13 protein-coding genes and 1 riboswitch are annotated in these 18,384 nt (G+C 46.4%); of the genes, 1 reads left to right on the top strand and 12 read right to left on the bottom strand.

Going from position 1 to position 18,384, the window contains the following annotated elements; genetic code table 11:
- Positions 1–117 precede the first annotated feature (117 nt).
- The 8 genes from cobO to RA178_RS04700 form a co-directional block, all read right to left on the bottom strand.
- Positions 118–741, bottom strand: coding sequence for a cob(I)yrinic acid a,c-diamide adenosyltransferase (gene cobO, locus RA178_RS04735; protein ID WP_263180021.1), 624 nt, complete (start codon positions 739–741; stop codon positions 118–120).
- 59 nt (positions 742–800) lie between these two features.
- The gene (locus tag RA178_RS04730; RefSeq protein WP_306684759.1) at positions 801–2,435 is read right to left on the bottom strand and encodes a cobyric acid synthase; all 1,635 of its coding nucleotides are present in this window, start codon (positions 2,433–2,435) and stop codon (positions 801–803) included.
- A 73-nt stretch (positions 2,436–2,508) separates the two neighbouring features.
- Positions 2,509–3,150 carry a bifunctional adenosylcobinamide kinase/adenosylcobinamide-phosphate guanylyltransferase gene (gene cobU / locus RA178_RS04725; RefSeq protein ID WP_306684758.1) on the bottom strand — a complete coding sequence of 214 codons (642 nt, stop codon included), beginning with the start codon at positions 3,148–3,150 and terminating at the stop codon, positions 2,509–2,511.
- A complete protein-coding gene (locus RA178_RS04720; protein ID WP_028759425.1) occupies positions 3,147–3,935 on the bottom strand; it encodes an adenosylcobinamide-GDP ribazoletransferase in 789 nt (262 codons plus the stop codon). Before RA178_RS04720 ends, cobU begins: the two co-directional genes overlap by 4 nt.
- A gap of 105 nt (positions 3,936–4,040) precedes the next feature.
- The gene (gene cobT / locus RA178_RS04715; RefSeq protein ID WP_219233788.1) at positions 4,041–5,123 is read right to left on the bottom strand and encodes a nicotinate-nucleotide--dimethylbenzimidazole phosphoribosyltransferase; all 1,083 of its coding nucleotides are present in this window, start codon (positions 5,121–5,123) and stop codon (positions 4,041–4,043) included.
- Between the two features lie 208 nt (positions 5,124–5,331).
- Entirely contained in the window at positions 5,332–6,462 is a 1,131-nt protein-coding gene (locus tag RA178_RS04710) for a FecCD family ABC transporter permease (protein WP_306684755.1), read from the bottom strand.
- Positions 6,459–7,340 (bottom strand): ABC transporter ATP-binding protein, encoded by an 882-nt coding sequence (locus RA178_RS04705; RefSeq protein ID WP_198571820.1) that lies wholly within the window; start codon positions 7,338–7,340, stop codon positions 6,459–6,461. Before RA178_RS04705 ends, RA178_RS04710 begins: the two co-directional genes overlap by 4 nt.
- 100 nt (positions 7,341–7,440) lie before the next feature.
- Positions 7,441–7,615: riboswitch (cobalamin riboswitch) on the bottom strand.
- 221 nt (positions 7,616–7,836) lie between these two features.
- Positions 7,837–8,562: a histidine phosphatase family protein gene (locus RA178_RS04700; RefSeq protein ID WP_306684753.1), complete on the bottom strand. Its 726-nt coding sequence runs from the start codon at positions 8,560–8,562 to the stop codon at positions 7,837–7,839.
- A 270-nt stretch (positions 8,563–8,832) separates the two neighbouring features.
- On the opposite strand from RA178_RS04700, the gene metH reads away from it, so the two are divergent.
- Positions 8,833–12,567: a methionine synthase gene (gene metH / locus RA178_RS04695; RefSeq protein WP_306684751.1), complete on the top strand. Its 3,735-nt coding sequence runs from the start codon at positions 8,833–8,835 to the stop codon at positions 12,565–12,567.
- 466 nt (positions 12,568–13,033) lie between these two features.
- On the opposite strand, the gene RA178_RS04690 is transcribed toward metH, so the two are convergent.
- The 4 genes from RA178_RS04690 to RA178_RS04675 form a co-directional block, all read right to left on the bottom strand.
- On the bottom strand, positions 13,034–13,444 hold the full coding sequence (locus RA178_RS04690) for a hypothetical protein (RefSeq protein ID WP_306684750.1): 411 nt from the start codon (positions 13,442–13,444) through the stop codon (positions 13,034–13,036).
- A 67-nt stretch (positions 13,445–13,511) separates the two neighbouring features.
- Positions 13,512–13,943, bottom strand: coding sequence for a hypothetical protein (locus RA178_RS04685; protein ID WP_306684748.1), 432 nt, complete (start codon positions 13,941–13,943; stop codon positions 13,512–13,514).
- A gap of 512 nt (positions 13,944–14,455) precedes the next feature.
- A complete protein-coding gene (locus RA178_RS04680; protein ID WP_306684747.1) occupies positions 14,456–15,433 on the bottom strand; it encodes a transposase in 978 nt (325 codons plus the stop codon).
- A 478-nt stretch (positions 15,434–15,911) separates the two neighbouring features.
- On the bottom strand, positions 15,912–17,747 hold the full coding sequence (locus RA178_RS04675; protein ID WP_306684746.1) for a hypothetical protein: 1,836 nt from the start codon (positions 17,745–17,747) through the stop codon (positions 15,912–15,914).
- Positions 17,748–18,384 lie beyond the last annotated feature (637 nt).

Below are 18,384 nucleotides of genomic sequence, written 5' to 3'. Positions count from 1 at the left end.
AGTTACTAGTCCTCAAACTTAGCGCATTTTATGCCTGTGCTAAAGCCATTCGCGCGTCTTACTTAACATTGCAACCAACAATGCTGCGTCACTTATGCGCCGACATTTAAGGTTCGATTAGTAATCAAAACCTTGCTGTGCCTTGATACCCGCTTCGAAGGCATGTTTAATCGGCTGCACTTCGCTGACCGTATCGGCAAGTTCAATAATGGCGCGATGACAAGCCCGGCCAGTGATAATCACATGCTGCATAGGTGGGCGATTTTTAAGTGCGCTAAGCACACGTTCCACATCTAAATAGTGATAGCTCACCATGTAGGTCAGCTCATCCAGCATCAAGCAGTCAATCGACTCATCTTGCAGCAGCTTTTCGGCGGCTTCCCAAGCGAGTACAGCGGCGGCGGTATCTTTTTCTTTATCTTGGGTTTCCCAGGTAAAACCTGTGCCCATCACATGAAACTCAACCCCTGCACCTTCGAGTAAATTGCGCTCACCGCACTCCCAAGTGCCTTTGATAAATTGCACTACCGCGGCTTTTTTACCGTGACCGACGGCGCGGGCAACAGTGCCAAAACCTGAGGTCGATTTGCCTTTACCGTTACCGGTTAATACCAGCAAAATGCCCTTCTCTTCTTGGGCGGCGGCAATTTTAGCATCCACACCGGCTTTCACTTTCTGTTGGCGAGCCTTGTGGCGTTCGGCCTTGATTTGCGCTTGTTCGTTGTCGTTCTGTGCTGTCATGGTCTTCTCTTCACTCTGCTGCTAAAAATGTCTGCTTTTAAAACTTATGTTTCTAAAACTTATGCTTCTAAAATTGGCTGTAATTTTTGCATGTCTAAATGCTCGGCTAACACATCGGCTAAACGATCGAGTTGCTGCTCACGTATTTGATTGATATCTATCGCCTTAGCATCGTTTAATCCTGCCCAGCGCAAAATCAACTGACACGCATCTGGGCTATCAAACAGCCCATGTAAATAAGTACCTAAGATTTGCCCGTCATCGCTTTGCAGGCCATCGGCAAAGCTCACAGATGTGGATTCAGGGATTAACTGCAAGGGCGCATTCGTTTGTTCAAGCCTAGGGATAAGATAGCTTGATTCACCGCAGTGGATTTCATAGCCCTTCACTGCAACCTTTTGCCCAAGTAACGTTAGCTCACCGCTCACTCGCCGTAACTGTTTTTCGGCTTTGAGTTCTGTGCTCAGCGGCAGGTAGCCAAGTCCTGCGGTATCACCCGCACTGTCTTCAATACCTAAGGGATCGGCAATGCTTTGACCTAACATTTGGTAACCGCCGCAAATACCAAGCACTTTGCCTCCGTAACGCAAGTGAGTGGCAATATCTTTATCCCAGCCTTGCTGGCGTAAAAAGGCCAAATCGGCGCGCACATTCTTACTGCCGGGCAAGATCAATACATCGGCGGCGGGCAAATGAGTGGCGTGACTCGCAGCTTGGGTTTGCAATGACACATAGTCAAAATCGATATCGGGATGCAGCCGCAGCGGATCAAAATCCGTATGATTACTGGTTCGCGGATATACGAGTACCCGCACCTTAAAACGACTCTTCGCCTGCTTAGTGGGCGAATCAATCAGCGCATCTTCGGCATCAAGATGTAAATCATGCAGATAAGGCAACACACCTAAAACAGGCTTTTGAGTATAAGTTTCAAGCCAATCGAGCCCTGATTGCAACAGGCTAATATCGCCGCGAAAACGGTTGATCACAAAGCCCTTTACCCGCGCCTGTTCAGACTCGGATAACAAGGCCAAGGTCCCGACCAAATGGGCAAATACGCCACCTTTATCGATATCGGCAATGATAATCACAGGACAATCTACGGCTTCGGCAAATCCCATGTTGGCAATATCGCCCTCGCGCAAATTGATCTCCGCCGGACTACCCGCGCCTTCAACCACTATGGTTTGATACTGGCCCGTCAATCGCTCAAAGGATTCCAGCACAGCACCGAGCGCCATTGCCTTGTAATCCTTAGATTTAGGTCCAAAAAAGGCCGAGGCTTCGAGTGTTGTCAGGGCTTTGCCATGAACAATAATTTGCGCGCCCGTGTCCGAGCTAGGTTTAAGCAGTATGGGATTAAAATCGGTATGGGGCTCAAGATAACAGGCTACGGCTTGCAAGGCCTGTGCGCGGCCGATCTCGCCGCCATCAATAGTGACAGCGCTATTGAGCGCCATATTTTGCGGCTTAAAGGGCGCAACCTTAATCCCCTGACGAGCGAGCAAACGACAAATACCTGCGACTAAGGTGCTCTTGCCCGCATCCGATGTTGTGCCCTGCACCATCAAGACTGCCGCGCGCCGAGGTGAATTAACCGCAAGCGTATTAATTGTGGGCGTATTAACTGCAAGAGTGTCAGCGGTATCGAGTGCATTAGCACAGGCTGTGTTGTCTGTGTTTGGAGAGGGCATAGGGCTAAAAAACTTATTCTAGTTTGCAGGGATAAAGATAAAGCTCAGTCTCAACATCACTTAACTTAGTAGATTAAAGTGGTTTGAGTGCTAAGGGTAAACCAGCTACCACTAAGGTGACATTGTCAGCCAATGCGGCCACGGCTTGGTTTAACCAGCCCGCTTCATCGACAAATTGTCGGCTCAACTCACCTAAGGGCACTATGCCAGAACCGACTTCGTTACTGATCAACACCACCACTCCCTCAAGCTCGACGAGGGAATCCACAAAAGCGGTTTTCTCGGCCTGCCAACTCGCATGAGCTTTATCGTCAGAGATTGAATTGCCAAAGGTGGAAGTGGCAGAGGTTGAAACGGCAAAGTCAGTCGCATTCCACTCAGTCGGCGCGGGTTCATCATCGATGTTAACGTTCGATGCAAGTAATTGATTCGTTAACCAAAGGGTTAAACAGTCTACTAAAATCACTCGCCCAGGTTTTGCTAACCGTTTTAGCAGTGCAGTGAGGGCGAGCGACTCTTCAAACAATTGCCATTCGATACCATCGTCCGATCGTCCCGCTTGATGCTTGGCGATACGTGTCGCCATTTCATCATCTAGCGCCTGCGCCGTCGCCACATAGCAAGCATCGAAGCCAAGCGCAGTGTACTGACGCACTAAGGCTTCGCCGTAACGACTCTTACCGCTACGGGCGCCGCCTAGGACGAGGTGGATCACAGTATGTTACCCACAACGAGCAATACAAAATAACACACGATTTCAGATATTTGTTGCGCCGCGCCTAAGGTATCACCCGTGTAACCGCCAATCTGGCGTCTAAAGATCACTATGATCAAACGGCGCAATCCTATCATCACCAATAGCAATGACAATGCCGCTAATCCCTTGAGGAATAACAGCACTAATACGCCGCTGGCGATCAGGATAAGCAGCTCATTAATACCTTGATGTTGCGATAGCGGCTTAGACTTACTGGTCTCGTCATCGCGGACATATTTTTCACTAAAGATGATACTGGCTGATACCACACGACTCACAGTGTGCGCGACGATAAGTGCTGAACCCGCCACGACAGGATCGTACAGAGCCAACTCGACTAACAACTGCCATTTCAGCAGCAGGGCCAACATCAGTGCCAGTGCGCCATAACTGCCAAGGCGCGAGTCTTTCATGATCCGCAGCTTGTCTTCAGCCGTCCAACCCCCGCCAAAACCGTCGAAGGTATCGGCGAGGCCATCCTCATGGAATCCGCCCGTGAGCAAGACGCCAACCAACATAGCTAAAAGAACAGAAACGCCAGCGGGGAGCCAGTTCTGCGTCAGCCAAAACACTATGGCGCTTAACAAACCGACCAGAAGACCGACGAGACCGAAATAACGGCTGGCCTTATTCAACTTATCGCTATCGACTTCGACCCACTTAGGCATAGGAATGCGGGTAAAATAGCCCATGGCAACTAAAAATAAATCTATCTCTTTGTGCCAGCTTTCGCGTTCTGACATAAAGCATCCTTAGTGAATTCACACTTGCTGCAAGGTTTAAAATTAAAACGGTTGGCTAAAGGCTATTATTTTAAATAAGTAAAATAAGCGACTTAGCAGAGCACATCATACAACAGCCTCAATCCCCGCATCACTAAAACTCGCCATTTGATTGTAAAAATTTACTGAGGCTTGAATAAGCGGCAATGCCAAGGCCGCCCCCGTACCTTCGCCTAATCTCAGCCCTAGGGATAATAAAGGTTTAGCCTGCAAAAATTCTAACATTCGCAGATGACCTTGCTCATCGGATTGATGGGCAAAAATCAAATAATCACGCACATTGGGGGCGATTTGCACTGCGACTAATGCTGCCGCTGTCGCGATAAAACCGTCCACGACCACCAGCATTTTACGTTCAGCGGCAGCTAACATAGCCCCCGTCATCTGCACAATTTCAAAGCCTCCTAGGCAAGCTAACACTGACTTAGGTCCAGTTAAGGCGCTTTGATGCAGCAATAACGCGAGCTCAATCAGCATCAGTTTACGTTCTAAGGTTTCGCTATTAATGCCCGTACCACGGCCGACACAATCAATCACATCCAGCTGCATGATCGCCGCCATAATGGCCGCAGCAGAGGAGGTATTGCCTATGCCCATTTCACCAAAGGCGACTAAGTTACAACCCGCTTGATGGTGACGTTCAATCAAATCGCGCGCCATAGCAAAGCCTTTATCGACGGTTTCAAGCGCCATTGCGGGCTCTAAATGGATTGCACCCGTTCCAGCGCCAAGACGTTGATCGATAATACCTTCAACCCCTTCAACTGGCGTTAACATACCGCAATCGATCACTTCGAGCTTAAAGCCCACCTGCCGACAAAAAACGTTAATCGCCGCGCCGCCATGGGCAAAGTTTTGCACCATTTGGTGAGTCACTTCGCTAGGGGCAATCGACACGCCTTCTGCGGCAATGCCATGATCCCCCGCAAACACTAACATGGTTGGATGGACTATTTTGAGCACATCCGTTTGCGGCTGCTCCGTTTGTTGCAAATCAGTCGCTTGCACGCGGGCAATCTGCAAGGCTAAGGATTCGAGCTGACCTAAGGCGCCGGGCGGCTTAGTCTTAAGATCAATTTTCTGCAGAATCACCAGATCCTGCGCTTTACTCACAGGGCTTATTTGAAAAGACACGGCTGACTGAGACATCCACACTCCACTTTGTAATCTACATTAAATAACCACAACGCATCCCGCGTCTATGACGAACATGTCCAATTGTGCATTTCCAATCGCGGGTGGGATATCAACAGAAATACTGATTATCCCGTCAGTCTGCACTTACGGCATGACTCAAAGATGACGACTTAACTCTGGGTTTACGTCCTGACTAGGTGACTACGGCATGACCTTGTATTTACGGCATGACTCTACGCTTACGTAAAATCAGCAAAAAGAACATGCTACCTATGGCGGCCGTGATAATGCCCACGGGCAACTCTTGATTACCCAATAAACAGCGCGCTAATACATCAATCCACACCATAAATAATCCGCCCACCAGCGCCGTTAATAATATCGGCTGACGACCGGGAAACAGCATGCGTACTGTGTGGGGGATCATTAACCCGACAAAACCGATACCGCCACAGGTAGCCACCAAAATAGCGGTAATCAAGGAGCAGAGCAGCAACATATTGAGCCGCAGCTTAGGCACATTCACTCCTAAGGTATGCGCCGTTTCATCCCCCGCCTGCAACGCCATGATCTGCCGTTTCATGCCTAAAATAATGAATAAACTCGCGCCAATCACCAGTGTCGGCAGTACTAACAAGGACCAACTGGCCTTAGCGAAACTGCCTAAACTCCAAAACAGCACAGAGGCTGTCGCCTGTGGACTGGCGAAATACAGCAGCAGACTCGTTAATGCGCCGAACATAAAGGAGGTCGCCACACCAGAGAGCAACATGCGCTCCACTTGGCTATTGAGCCCAAGCCCAGACAAAGCAAGCACTATCAACACCGACAAACTCGCGCCAATAAAAGCGCCCAAGGGCAAGCTAAACCAAAGTAATCCAGACAAGGCACCCGAACCGCTAAAAAGCCCAGAATGTGCCGCCATGCCCGCATTATCAAAAAATCCAGAGCCAGTGAATAAGGTCAACATCACCACAGCGCCAAAGGACGCGCCAGAGCTAATGCCAAACAAATAGGGATCGGCGAGCGGATTGCGAGTCACGGTTTGCAACACACTGCCCGCCAGTGACAAACCCGCTCCCGCCACAAAAGCCAGTAAAATGCGCGGCAACCTGAGCTCCATCACAATGCGCTCAGTAATGCCATTGGCTTGAGTGAGGTTCGTCGCTTTATTGATAAATACTTGAATAACATCCGTAAAACTGATGTTCGCCGCACCAAAACTCGTCGCGGCAATAGGCGTTATCAAAGTGATGATACCTAATACGAGCAGCATCAGTTGTTGTCTCGTCAACGGTGTCACGATACGCCCCAAATATGAGATGAAATATTGTTTACTCCCCTGAGTCATCCACCCTCGCCTCGCTCGTTCAGGCCATGATCTACATGGTGGTAACCATAAAAATAGCTGATTAAGGGCTTTTTATGTTGTGGATGGGGCGATACCTGAGCACACACGCCAAACACATCGCCAATTCGCGCCTCGGTTAATACTTCGGTTGGCGTCCCCATAGCGCTGATTTCCCCGTTATGGATCAACAACAAACTGTCGCACAGGGCACTGGCTAAATTAAGATCATGAATAGAGGCAATCACGCTAATCCCAAGACTACGCACCAATTCGAGGATTTGAATTTGATAGCGCACATCGAGGTGATTCGTTGGCTCATCAAGGATTAAAAGCTGTGGCTGCTGCACTATGGCGCGGGCAATCAAGGCGCGTTGCTTTTCACCGCCGGATAAGTGCTCATATTGTTGGTGCATCTTATGGCTCAAGCCAACTTTCTCTAAAGCCTTAGCAATACGCTCAGTATCACAGCTCGAATTGGTATCGAACATGCCCTTGTGGGGCGTTAAGCCCATGCTGACCAATTGCTCTGTGGTGAGGTCAAAATAGTGCGGTGTATCCTGCTGCACTACGGCAACGCGACAGGCAAACGCCTTGGGCGACAAGCGCTCAATATCTTGATCAAAAAGAGTAATGTTGCCCTGAGTTGGGCGAACAAACCGATACAAACAGCGCAGTAAACTGGACTTGCCCGCACCGTTAGGGCCAATCAGCCCCAGCATCTGCCCCGTTGGCAGCGTGAAGTTAATATTGGAAAGAATGGTTTTGCCATCGATACACCAGCTCAACTGGCTCACATTGAGCGCGACTGACGGGCTCAATGACGGGTTAGTGTCACTGTCATTCACGGGGCTGTTAGTTTGGATTGCGGAAAGTTTCACCTAAGCGGCGCTCCTATCGAGTCCAAACCTGTATAAAAAAAGGTTGTGCATATTGTCATCTGCTCCCTCGAGTCACCCGCTCGAGAACTAAGGCTGCACGCAGCGATAACAGAAATAGGCAGGTCTCCTGACTCGTAGGGAAGAAGATTCGAGATCTTTTTCACTACTCACAGTTGCGGGCACAGTTCGGGCTGACTGACGAGCAGCTCCCCGATTCCCTATTATGTTTGGGTTGATATGCTCTTTGTTAACAACGCCACTTGAATTAAAACAACGGAGCGATTCGAACAAAGAGAGTCTATTCCCAACACCTATTTCTGCGACGTTATCACTCATTGCGCATGTAATACGCTATCTCGTTCAAACGTCAGGGAAAAGCATTATCCTACATCTATCCCATTAGGCAATGCTGTTTAAATCAGAATATTTTCATGTCAGCTTATTCTCGCCAAACGATCACGCCTACATCATAACTCCTAGGTCGTGAAATAAGGCCTCAACACCTGCGCCCACTCGGCCAATCTAAACGCCAATAGCAGGCACCCTGTTCATCTTGCAGCACATTAATGCTCACCACGGCCGCCACGGTTAAATCGAGTTGACTATAAAACCCCACCGCCCGTTCAACCCCTAAGGCACGCGCCATTAAGTGACGGATCACCCCGCCGTGGGTCACGACCCACACTTGAGTGGCTGGCATATTGTCAGTGGTTTCATTAATGGCACTGTTTTCATTACCCATTTTATGTGAGTCAAGGGTCAATCGTTCAAACTCGGCGGCGAGTATCTGGTCAATCGTCCCATTCACCCGCGACTCAAAACTTGCCATAGTTTCACCATTAGGCGGCGGAGTTTGCCAAGGGTTTTGCCAATACGCCGCTAAGTGTTCGCCCTCTTGTTGATACAGTTCATCGAGCCGACAACCGTCCCAATCACCAAAATCAATTTCCTGTAAACCCGACAAACACTGCGCCTGCAATGGCCTTGACTCAGATATCAGTGCCGCCGTCGAATGCAGCTCGGCGGCAAAAGCGTGGGAAAAATCGGCGCAGCGGCGTGAAGTCGAGCTATAAATCGCGCTACACACGCTGGCCTGTGACTCAACTGCTGCCGACATTTGTTGCCAACCCTTTTTGCTTAAAGGCACATCCACACGACCCCGCAAGATCGCGCCGCCTTCACACTCACCGTGGCGTAACAATAACAATCGAACTTGTTTCATATATGCCTTTTTAGTTAGGGACTAGATGCTAGAAACTCAAGCCGAGGGCCTAAATTCTAGATTCTCGATTCTCGCTCCTAATGCCTTTGACTTTCATCTTGCCCTGACAATCATAAGTCGCGTATTATGGACGTCTATACGTTTAAATGTCCAAAACAAATTTTTAAGAGCAAGTATTCAAAAAAATGTCGGCTGACGACAATAAAATGCACTTAGCATAACAATGGCCGATTTTTGGACTTAACTTAGCTGTATTTAAGGTAATTATTTATGACGATACCCTCAACCAAAGCCAGCCAAATATTAGCAGACATTCGCAAACAGCTTGCAGAGCGCATTCTGATCTTAGACGGTGCCATGGGCACTATGATCCAAGGCTACAAGCTGGAAGAAGAGGACTATCGCGGCGAACGCTTTAAAGATTGGCATACGGATGTCAAAGGTAACAACGACCTCTTGGTCTTATCGCAACCCCACATCATCAAACAAATTCACACCGACTACTTAAACGCCGGTGCCGACATCATTGAAACCAACACCTTTAACGCCACCACCATCGCCATGGCCGACTACGACATGCAGTCGCTGTCCGCCGAAATTAACTTAGCCGGCGCGCGACTCGCCCGTGAAGCCTGTGATGAAGCCTTTGCTGCCACAGGCATTCCACGCTATGTCGCCGGTGTGTTAGGCCCCACTAACCGTACGTGTTCGATTAGCCCTGATGTGAACGACCCAGGCTATCGCAACGTCAGCTTCGATGAGTTAGTGACTGCTTACAAAGAATCCACTAAGGCGCTGATTGAGGGTGGCGCGGATATCATTATGGTCGAGACCATATTCGATACCTTAAACGCCAAAGCCGCGCTGTTTGCGATTGAATCCGTATTCGATGACTTATTCGGTCAGCATTCTAAAGACAGATTGCCGATCATGATTTCGGGCACCATTACCGATGCCTCTGGCCGCACACTGACAGGCCAAACGACCGAAGCCTTTTACAATTCCCTTCGCCATATCAAGCCCTTATCTATCGGTCTTAACTGTGCACTTGGGCCAAAAGAATTGCGCCCCTATGTGGAAGAATTATCCCGCATCAGTGAGTGTTATGTGTCGGCGCATCCGAATGCAGGCCTGCCGAACGAGTTTGGCGGTTACGATGAAACCCCAGAAGACATGGCGAACGTGATCGAAGATTGGGCGCGCGAAGGCATGCTTAATATTATCGGGGGTTGTTGTGGTAGTACGCCTGAACATATCCGCGTGATCCGCGAAGCGGTGAGCCGTCACGATCCACGTATTTTGCCGGACATTCCGGTCGCTTGCCGCTTGGCAGGTTTGGAACCACTGACTATCGACGCCCAATCCCTGTTCGTTAACGTGGGTGAGCGCACCAACGTTACAGGTTCGGCCAAGTTTTTAAAGCTGATCAAAGAAGGCAAGTTTGAGCAGGCGCTCGATGTCGCCCGCGAGCAGGTCGAAAGCGGCGCGCAGATCATCGACATCAACATGGACGAAGGCATGCTCGATGGCGCCGAGATCATGCACAAGTTTTTAAACTTGATAGCCTCTGAGCCCGACATCAGCCGCGTACCTATTATGATCGACTCATCCAAATGGGAAGTGATCGAAGCTGGCCTCAAATGTATTCAAGGCAAGGGCATAGTTAACTCTATTTCCCTCAAAGAAGGCGAAGCCAAGTTTATCGAGCAAGCCACCTTAGTGAAACGCTACGGCGCGGCGGCCATTATCATGGCGTTCGACGAGCAAGGTCAGGCCGACACTAAGGCGCGTAAAATCGAAATCTGTACCCGCGCCTATCGGGTGCTGGTCGACAAGGTCGGCTTTCCGCCAGAAGACATCATCTTCGACCCGAATATTTTCGCCATCGCCACCGGTATTGATGAACACGACAACTATGCCGTCGATTTTATTGATGCCATTAAAGCGATTAAAACCACCCTGCCCCACGCGATGATTTCGGGCGGCGTGTCGAACGTGTCGTTCTCGTTCCGCGGTAACAACCCAGTGCGCGAAGCGATTCACGCCGTTTTCCTGTACCACGCCATCAAAGTCGGCATGGACATGGGGATTGTCAACGCGGGCCAGTTAGCCATTTACGACGATATCGATCCTGAGCTTAAAGTGCGGGTCGAAAACGTAGTGCTTAACTTGCCCTGCCCAATTGAAGGCTCAAGCAATACCGAGCAGTTACTTGAAATCGCGGAGAAATTCCGCGGTGATGGCGCGCAGGTCGGTAAGAAAGAAGATTTAGAATGGCGCAGCTGGCCGGTGAGCCAACGCTTATCCCATGCGCTCGTCAAAGGCATTACCGAATTTATCGATGAAGATACCGAAGCCGCTCGCCAAGAAGCGAAACGTCCGCTGGATGTGATTGAAGGCGCCTTGATGGACGGCATGAACGTGGTCGGCGACTTGTTCGGCTCGGGCAAAATGTTCCTGCCGCAGGTGGTAAAATCGGCGCGGGTGATGAAAAAAGCCGTGGCTTACTTAAACCCCTATATCGAGCTAGAAAAGGTCGAAGGCCAATCTAATGGCAAGATTTTGATGGTGACAGTAAAAGGTGACGTGCACGATATCGGCAAGAATATCGTCGGCGTAGTGCTCGCCTGTAACGGTTTTGAGGTATTCGATTTAGGTGTGATGGTGTCGGTGGAGCGAATTCTCGACGCGGTGAAAGAACACAATATCGATATCATCGGCATGTCGGGCCTCATCACTCCGAGTCTGGACGAGATGGTGCATAACGTGAAAACCTTCCACCGCGAAGGCTTAACGATTCCAGCAATTATCGGCGGCGCGACTTGCTCTAAAATCCACACAGCGGTGAAGATTGCACCCCATTATCCCCATGGCGCCATTTATATCGCCGATGCGTCCCGCGCCGTGCCTATGGTGAGTAAGCTCATCAACAACGAGACCCGCCAAGCGACCATAGACGAAACCTATGCTGAATACGACGACATGCGCACTAAGCGTTTATCCCAAGCCAAGCGCAAAGAGATAGTGTCACTCGAAGCGGCCCGTGAAAACCGCTGCCAACACGATTGGGCCAACTACACCCCGTTTACGCCAAACGTGCTCGGTCGCCAAGTATTTGATCATTATCCGTTAGAAGACTTAGTCGAGCGTATCGACTGGACACCGTTTTTCCGCTCGTGGGAACTGCACGGCCACTACCCTGAAATCCTCACCGATAAAGTGGTCGGTGAAGAAGCGCAAAAACTGTTCGCCGATGGTCAGGCCATGCTCAAACAAATCATCGAAGAAAAGTGGCTCACGGCAAAAGCGGTTATCGGCTTATTCCCAGCCAATACCGTCAATTACGACGACATTGAGCTCTACACAGATGAGTCGCGTACCACAGTTGAAATGACCACGCATCACCTGCGGATGCAGCTTGAGCGTGTCGGTAATGACAACTTCTGCCTATCCGATTTTGTTGCACCAAAAGACTCAGGCGTCGCCGATTACATGGGCGGCTTTGCTGTGACCACAGGCCACGGCATAGACGAACATGTGGCGCGTTTTGAAGCCAACCATGACGACTACAACGCCATCATGCTCAAATGCTTAGCCGACCGTTTGGCCGAAGCCTTTGCCGAGCGGATGCACGAACGGGTACGTAAAGAGTTTTGGGGTTATGCGGCCGACGAGCAGTTAAGCAACGAAGCCTTAATCCGCGAGAAATACAAAGGCATACGCCCCGCACCGGGCTACCCAGCTTGCCCAGACCACACAGAAAAAGGCTTGTTATGGGACTTGCTCAAGCCCGATGAGACTATCGACTTGAACATCACCGAAAGCTACGCCATGTTCCCCACAGCGGCAGTATCGGGCTGGTATTTCGCCCACCCGAAATCCCGCTACTTTGGCGTGAGTAACATAGGCCGCGATCAAGTGGAAGATTATGCCAAGCGTAAAGGGATGAGCATTGCGGAAACGGAGAAGTGGCTGGCGCCAGTGTTGGATTATGATCCAGAGTAGGGAGTGATCCCAGAGTAGTCATTGGTACTCGTTAATGCCCAAGTTTCACTTGGGGAATTAGGCAAAACGTAAAATTAAGGGGCTGAATCATCGCCCCTTAATTTTGGTTTTAATGTCTAACTTTAAAATCAAAATAAAAATCAAAGTCGTGGAATTCCATTCCACACCAGGGCAAGAAGGGGATCAACAGCAATCCCCCTCTTGCATCTCCCCTTGCCGCCCCTAGCGAAGTTACATGCATTAGTTACCTGTCTCATACTCCAATAAAAATCGCCTAACGGCTCAGATGGCACATCCATGTGCCCCCGAGCCTGCGCCATCATCCATGATGTCGCCACGGCATTTTTATCTGCGTATTTCGACAACTTCGCAGGGGATCGGTGAACTTCTGTAAGATTAGAGTTAACTTTTCGCATTGAAAGAATTATGCCAACGCCACAAGACTTATTATCCTCAACTTACCAATTTATATAGTAGACTCAAGCTTATTATTGATACTTCTATAAACTAAATATAAGTGAGTCAACTCAACCAAAGCAAAGTTAACTATTACGACGGTGAAATATTGCAGATCACCCATAGACCATAGGTTAAATAAAAAGAAAACTTCTAGATATCGAAATTTAGACCACCTAAAGTAATTTGACGGATAATCTTTGCCTATAAGCATAGGTAACAGTTTCAAATTAAAAGTGAATGCAATAGCAATCTGCACACAGAGCATGCTAAGTAAAGAAAACAATAATTTAAAGCTAAATAAACTCATCTGCATAAAAATCGATTCAGACTTAAATTCAACCATCAAATCAACTGCAAGGCCGATAACAAGTGTCAAAGCAAGCACTATGCTCATACCCAAAAAACTAATTTTTTTCATAAAACTCTTAAATCACCCCTAAAACAAATCAATAAACACAGTCAGCGAAACATCTTGAAAGTAAAAATTAACCAAATAAATTCAACCTATTATACTTTTTCATAAGTATATTAAAAACAAAGAACAAGGTCAGAAACATGAGTGTTTTTACAAAGATATCGATAAAACGTAATGGACTCATCCCGCCAGCTAATAACACATCGAAAACAGGCAGTGATGGCAGTACAATAAATGTAAAAAATGAAGTACCTAACACAGAGTAAATAAAATACCTTGGATACCTAACTCGATTAATAATCAAAGCACATGCTAAAGAAAATATGATCATAAGTGGAAGATGTATCCAAAAACAAAATACAGCTATCCCCAAGTTCTCACTTAACGCTTTCACATTGAAAAATAGCAGTAAATCCCACCACCATTTATTATCGACAGACAACCCACTTCCATGCATAAATATCGACACAGCTATGCCGAAGATAATCACTAAAAACTTCAATTTACCTCCAATGGAATGCACTCTATTCAGAGTTACACTGGCCTCAATTTCAAATTAAAAATCTACATCAAGGTCGTGGGGCTTCACCCCCTGATTTTTTTATCAAGAGTCGACCAAGGAGGACTGCTCGTCCCATCCTCCTTGCTATTGTTTTCACCAGTAGCCAAGACGCCCCTAGCGAAGTCACATGCATTGATTAGTGGCTTCGTGCTTATTCGAAAATAGCTAACGCTTCCGATGGGGCGTCCCTTCCCCCCGAAAGCTACGCAGACGTCCTGTCTAAAATAAATCGGGCCACCCAAGATAAAACAAGAACATAATGCACTTTCTGTTAGCATTCAAGTGACGAAAAGTCACTTAGCCGTTAAAAGGCTAGCGAGGTAGGGTTCCAAAGGATGATGACTAACTAAATTGACCTATTTGGCTGAAAAAACGATATTTTTAGTAAAAAAAGCCCAACCCATTGCCTCGTTGGAGGTCTTGAAGGAACGAGCAATGAAACAGGCTTGAAATCAGCCAGCGTTAAGGTACCGACAGCATTTAGCAAAGTGCCGTCGTCGCTTCTCTAAATGCTCGCAGTAATCGGTCAGTTCTTGCAGCGTCCCCACTGGACCACGAAAGAGCTTGCCAAACTCAGTGGTCAGTTTTAACCAATTTTCATGGGATATATTTAATCTTGTCAGTAAGTTGGCGCTATTTTCACTTATTGCACCACGCTTGTCGTTGCGGATGATCCGCCCTGTATCCTCAACTAACTCAAGATAATCCTTGAGTGTAAACGCGATTCCATTAGGTTGGTTATCGCGTTCATTACCAATGAAAGGCAGTAGATTGTTAGGCTGTTCACCTTTCAATGCTGCCCGAATGCGTAGCTGAATGCTGGTATGATCTGATTGTTCTGGCGTGTCAGCCATTTTGGCTCTGATGGGATTCAAATCAACATAGGTCATACAGGCTAAAACAGCAGCTTCATCAAGTAGAGCCTGTGACTTAAAGCGACCTTCCCAGAAACGACCACTACAGTTATCTTCTTGATTTGCTTGTCTTGCTATCGGTTCGTTTAAGCAACGCATGAACCAACTGATATCACATAAACGGCTACGGTAAATTGCTATGGCATGCTTTAGCCTGAGGACTTGGTGAGGTTCAACCAACTCACCTTTAGCGAATTTTTGCGTTAATTCATCACCTTTAAATAGCTTATGCCACTGCTCAAGCACTTCGCGATCAGTCCAACGATTAGCACAGTCGATATCCACCCGTAACACCACATGCAAATGATTCGACATCACCGCAAAGGCCGCTACATCAATAGCAAAAACCGCCTCAAGTTCAAACAGTAGCGATTCTACCCAAGCGCGGCGATGGTCATAGTTTTTACCCGAGTAACTATCATCACCGCATAAAAATGCACGCCGAACAACGCGACTACAACAATGATAGAAGGGTGTGTCTTCAACACTAATCTGAGTTCTTCTAGGCCTCGGCATAGCAACTCCTCCACATAAACACTTTTACTGAGTCTAGTAGAGGAGCCTAAATAACGCGATTTGTAATGGGTGGCTTGATTTTGCTAGCTTGATTTTGCTAGCTTGATTTTGCTAGCTTGATTTTGCTAGCTTGATTTTGCTAGCTTGATTTTGCTAGCTTGATTTTGCTAGCTTGATTTTGCTAGCTTGATTTTGCTAGCTTGATTTTGCTAGCTTGATTTTGCTAGCTAGATTTTGCTAGGGTGAGTGCTGCGTAGCAGCGTTTCGAACGAGAGCCAAAGATGGCGAACTGGCAGTTAGACATGGACGTTGTTCGGCAAGGGATTTCCAAAAGGAGGATAGAACGAGCCATCCTCCTTGATCGACTTTTGATTAAAAATCAGGGGAAGTCCCACATCCTTGCCCCAGCTAGGTCGCCAGGCCGTAATCAACCCATAATTCATCAAGTCAAAAAGCATCAACTTCAATTGTTAAGTATTTAATTATGCTTTAAACGCCTAAAAAACAACGTAATCAATAGCATCAACAATGTGAAATCCATAGTCCCACCACCGCCTTTGGATGATTTCTCAGGTTCACCAGTATCATTAACGATAAATGTCACATCAAATGTCAATTGTGCGCCCAACGGATCAGTTGCGTTGACAGTCATTAGATATTGGCCTTTAGTCTTAACAGCACCTTGGAATATTCCATCCTCTCTTGCCATTAATCCACTCGGTACATTCTTATATGTATAAGTCACAGGCTCTCTATCAGGATCAATGACAATTCCAGGAAGTCCACCGTAATATTCTTGATCTTTCTCAAGATACTGAATACCAATCTCCGCAGTTAAAATAGGAGCATCGTTAACATTAGTCGGTGTAATATAAAAGAGCTCTATAGATAATGGAGGAATATTTACTCTCACTTGAATAGGACTGGCTGGTGTTGGATCATTTAAATTTCTAGAGGCGAACATATCTTCGTTAGTAAAAGTCCCACGAATGTATTCACCATCCCAAATCAATCTTTCATCTATATTTTCAGTATGAAAACCGGTAACCACAAGGTTGTTTCCATTTAGAAAATTCTTCTTAATATTTATCGCCAAAGGAACATCTTGAACAGCAGGAACAGAGTCTTTAGGTAAACCACCTTTATATATAAGAGGGTTAGGGTTAGACAGAGTAAATGTTGTAATATTAGGTGACATTAAGTTAACGAAAAAACCTTTCTTGTCATCAGTGAGCTGAAACCAACCATTTGCAATAGCATACACCTGGGAAGACTTATAAAAATACTTCTCTTCATCATCAAACACATAAGAATTTCTTCCAGAGCGTTCAATAAAATAATTTTCACTCTTTAAATAAATAGCTTCTTTTGGATAACTAACACTATTCTTCATTTTTGATAGAAAAAACTTATTCTCTTCTGATGAGTATTGATAATACAACAACATATCACTACCCACTATAAGCTCTTTCCCATCATTAATTGTATATATAGCTTCAACACCACTAAATCTAGATGAATCGACTCTTTCAGGGATAACAATTTCTTGAAAAACTACAAAGTCATTAATATCAGATTGCCATTTCAAAACATATAACTTAGGCTCTACCTTTGTTTCATTAATCCCTACCCTTTCTGGAGAGAAAATTACTTCATCACGGCCCTCTAATCGATATAGCTTGTAGGTACTATTTGATATGAGCGATTTATCAGCTAAGATTTTTTTTCGTTCGCAAGAATCTATCTCACCATTTACACTTAACTTACAAACACTGTAATCGTAACTGGTTTTTCCTGTATGAGTATCATCATAATTAGGGTGCAAAGCAACAATGGTATCATTATTTACAAATTGAATCTGTTCAATAAATGAACCATAACGTCCTGAACTAGGTAGAAACTCAACCTCTTGAGACAATGACAACTCATTACCTGCAAGAGTAAATCTAACTAATTTTGTAGTTCCATCATAATTTGACTGAGATAAGGCATAATAGTTTTGATTATATTCACCTAATGGTTCAACATTAATATAACCAACAAGATCTGATGCTATACCAAAACTTGTTGAGTTAATATAATTCATCCCATTATCTACAGCATTATACTTCCATAAGTAAATTCTTGTATCGGAAGAAAAATCATCACTAACAGTACCAGATATTAAAATTTCGCCTTTAGCCTTAGAGAAAGCTACCTGCAGGAATGATTTAGGCAAGTTGCTATCATACGTTTTATCAATTATATAAGGATTTTCAACCGCCATTAGCGATGATGAAACTATGGATAAAATCACTAATAAACATCTATACATACAGATACTTCTCCTAACATCAGTATAATTATCAGTTAATCAACATACTCACGTAAAAATCATCAATTCCAACGGGTAAACTCGACAATCATTAGATCCTCAAAGCCAATACTAACGTCAAAAATTAATCCACATTCAGCGCTGACATACAAACCAGCACTATCAAAACGTTTCAACTTTGTCGTTAGACAAAAAGCCCCGCCATGGCTACCGCACTTGGCCAACAGCCGTTAGCCAAGGGATTGCACTGCAGTAATGCTTTTATAGATTCTAGGCCCTAGGCCCTAGGCCCTAGGCCCTAGGTTCTAGGTTCTAGGTTCTAGGTTCTAGGTTCTAGCGCCCAGAGACTTATCGCATATTGTTCAGGAAGCATTTCTAGCGAAATGAAGACACATCGTCCTGATGCAAGTGACTCGAATCGCGGGTACGCGATTAAAGCTCATCCTTGTTAAAAACCTAAGATAGCGACATAGCGTACACTTGTCTATAACTTTAGCATTACAAATCAAGTAATTAAGCAAGCACTGATTTAACAATGTTGATATGAATGCATGTGACTAAACCAATCGCCATCAAATAACACTATCTCTTGATTTTGCAGTGGCATGAAGTCTCGCTGTGTGAGGCGGTCTTGTTT

This window comes from Shewanella oncorhynchi, assembly GCF_030848765.1.
In the GTDB taxonomy this organism is placed as follows: Bacteria; Pseudomonadota; Gammaproteobacteria; order Enterobacterales; family Shewanellaceae; genus Shewanella; species Shewanella oncorhynchi.
Note: the sequence above shows the minus strand (reverse complement) of the source record. Positions and strands in the feature narration are given on the sequence as shown.

What these genes read in the sequence shown, in the direction of transcription:
- cobO (WP_263180021.1), bottom strand. Translation starts at nt 741, where the DNA reads ATGACAGCACAGAACGACAACGAACAAGCGCAAATCAAGGCCGAACGC.
- RA178_RS04730 (WP_306684759.1), bottom strand. Translation starts at nt 2,435, where the DNA reads ATGCCCTCTCCAAACACAGACAACACAGCCTGTGCTAATGCACTCGAT.
- RA178_RS04720 (WP_028759425.1), bottom strand. Translation starts at nt 3,935, where the DNA reads ATGTCAGAACGCGAAAGCTGGCACAAAGAGATAGATTTATTTTTAGTT.
- cobT (WP_219233788.1), bottom strand. Translation starts at nt 5,123, where the DNA reads ATGTCTCAGTCAGCCGTGTCTTTTCAAATAAGCCCTGTGAGTAAAGCG.
- RA178_RS04710 (WP_306684755.1), bottom strand. Translation starts at nt 6,462, where the DNA reads ATGACTCAGGGGAGTAAACAATATTTCATCTCATATTTGGGGCGTATC.
- RA178_RS04700 (WP_306684753.1), bottom strand. Translation starts at nt 8,562, where the DNA reads ATGAAACAAGTTCGATTGTTATTGTTACGCCACGGTGAGTGTGAAGGC.
- metH (WP_306684751.1), top strand. Translation starts at nt 8,833, where the DNA reads ATGACGATACCCTCAACCAAAGCCAGCCAAATATTAGCAGACATTCGC.
- RA178_RS04690 (WP_306684750.1), bottom strand. Translation starts at nt 13,444, where the DNA reads ATGAAAAAAATTAGTTTTTTGGGTATGAGCATAGTGCTTGCTTTGACA.
- RA178_RS04680 (WP_306684747.1), bottom strand. Translation starts at nt 15,433, where the DNA reads ATGCCGAGGCCTAGAAGAACTCAGATTAGTGTTGAAGACACACCCTTC.
- RA178_RS04675 (WP_306684746.1), bottom strand. Translation starts at nt 17,747, where the DNA reads ATGTATAGATGTTTATTAGTGATTTTATCCATAGTTTCATCATCGCTA.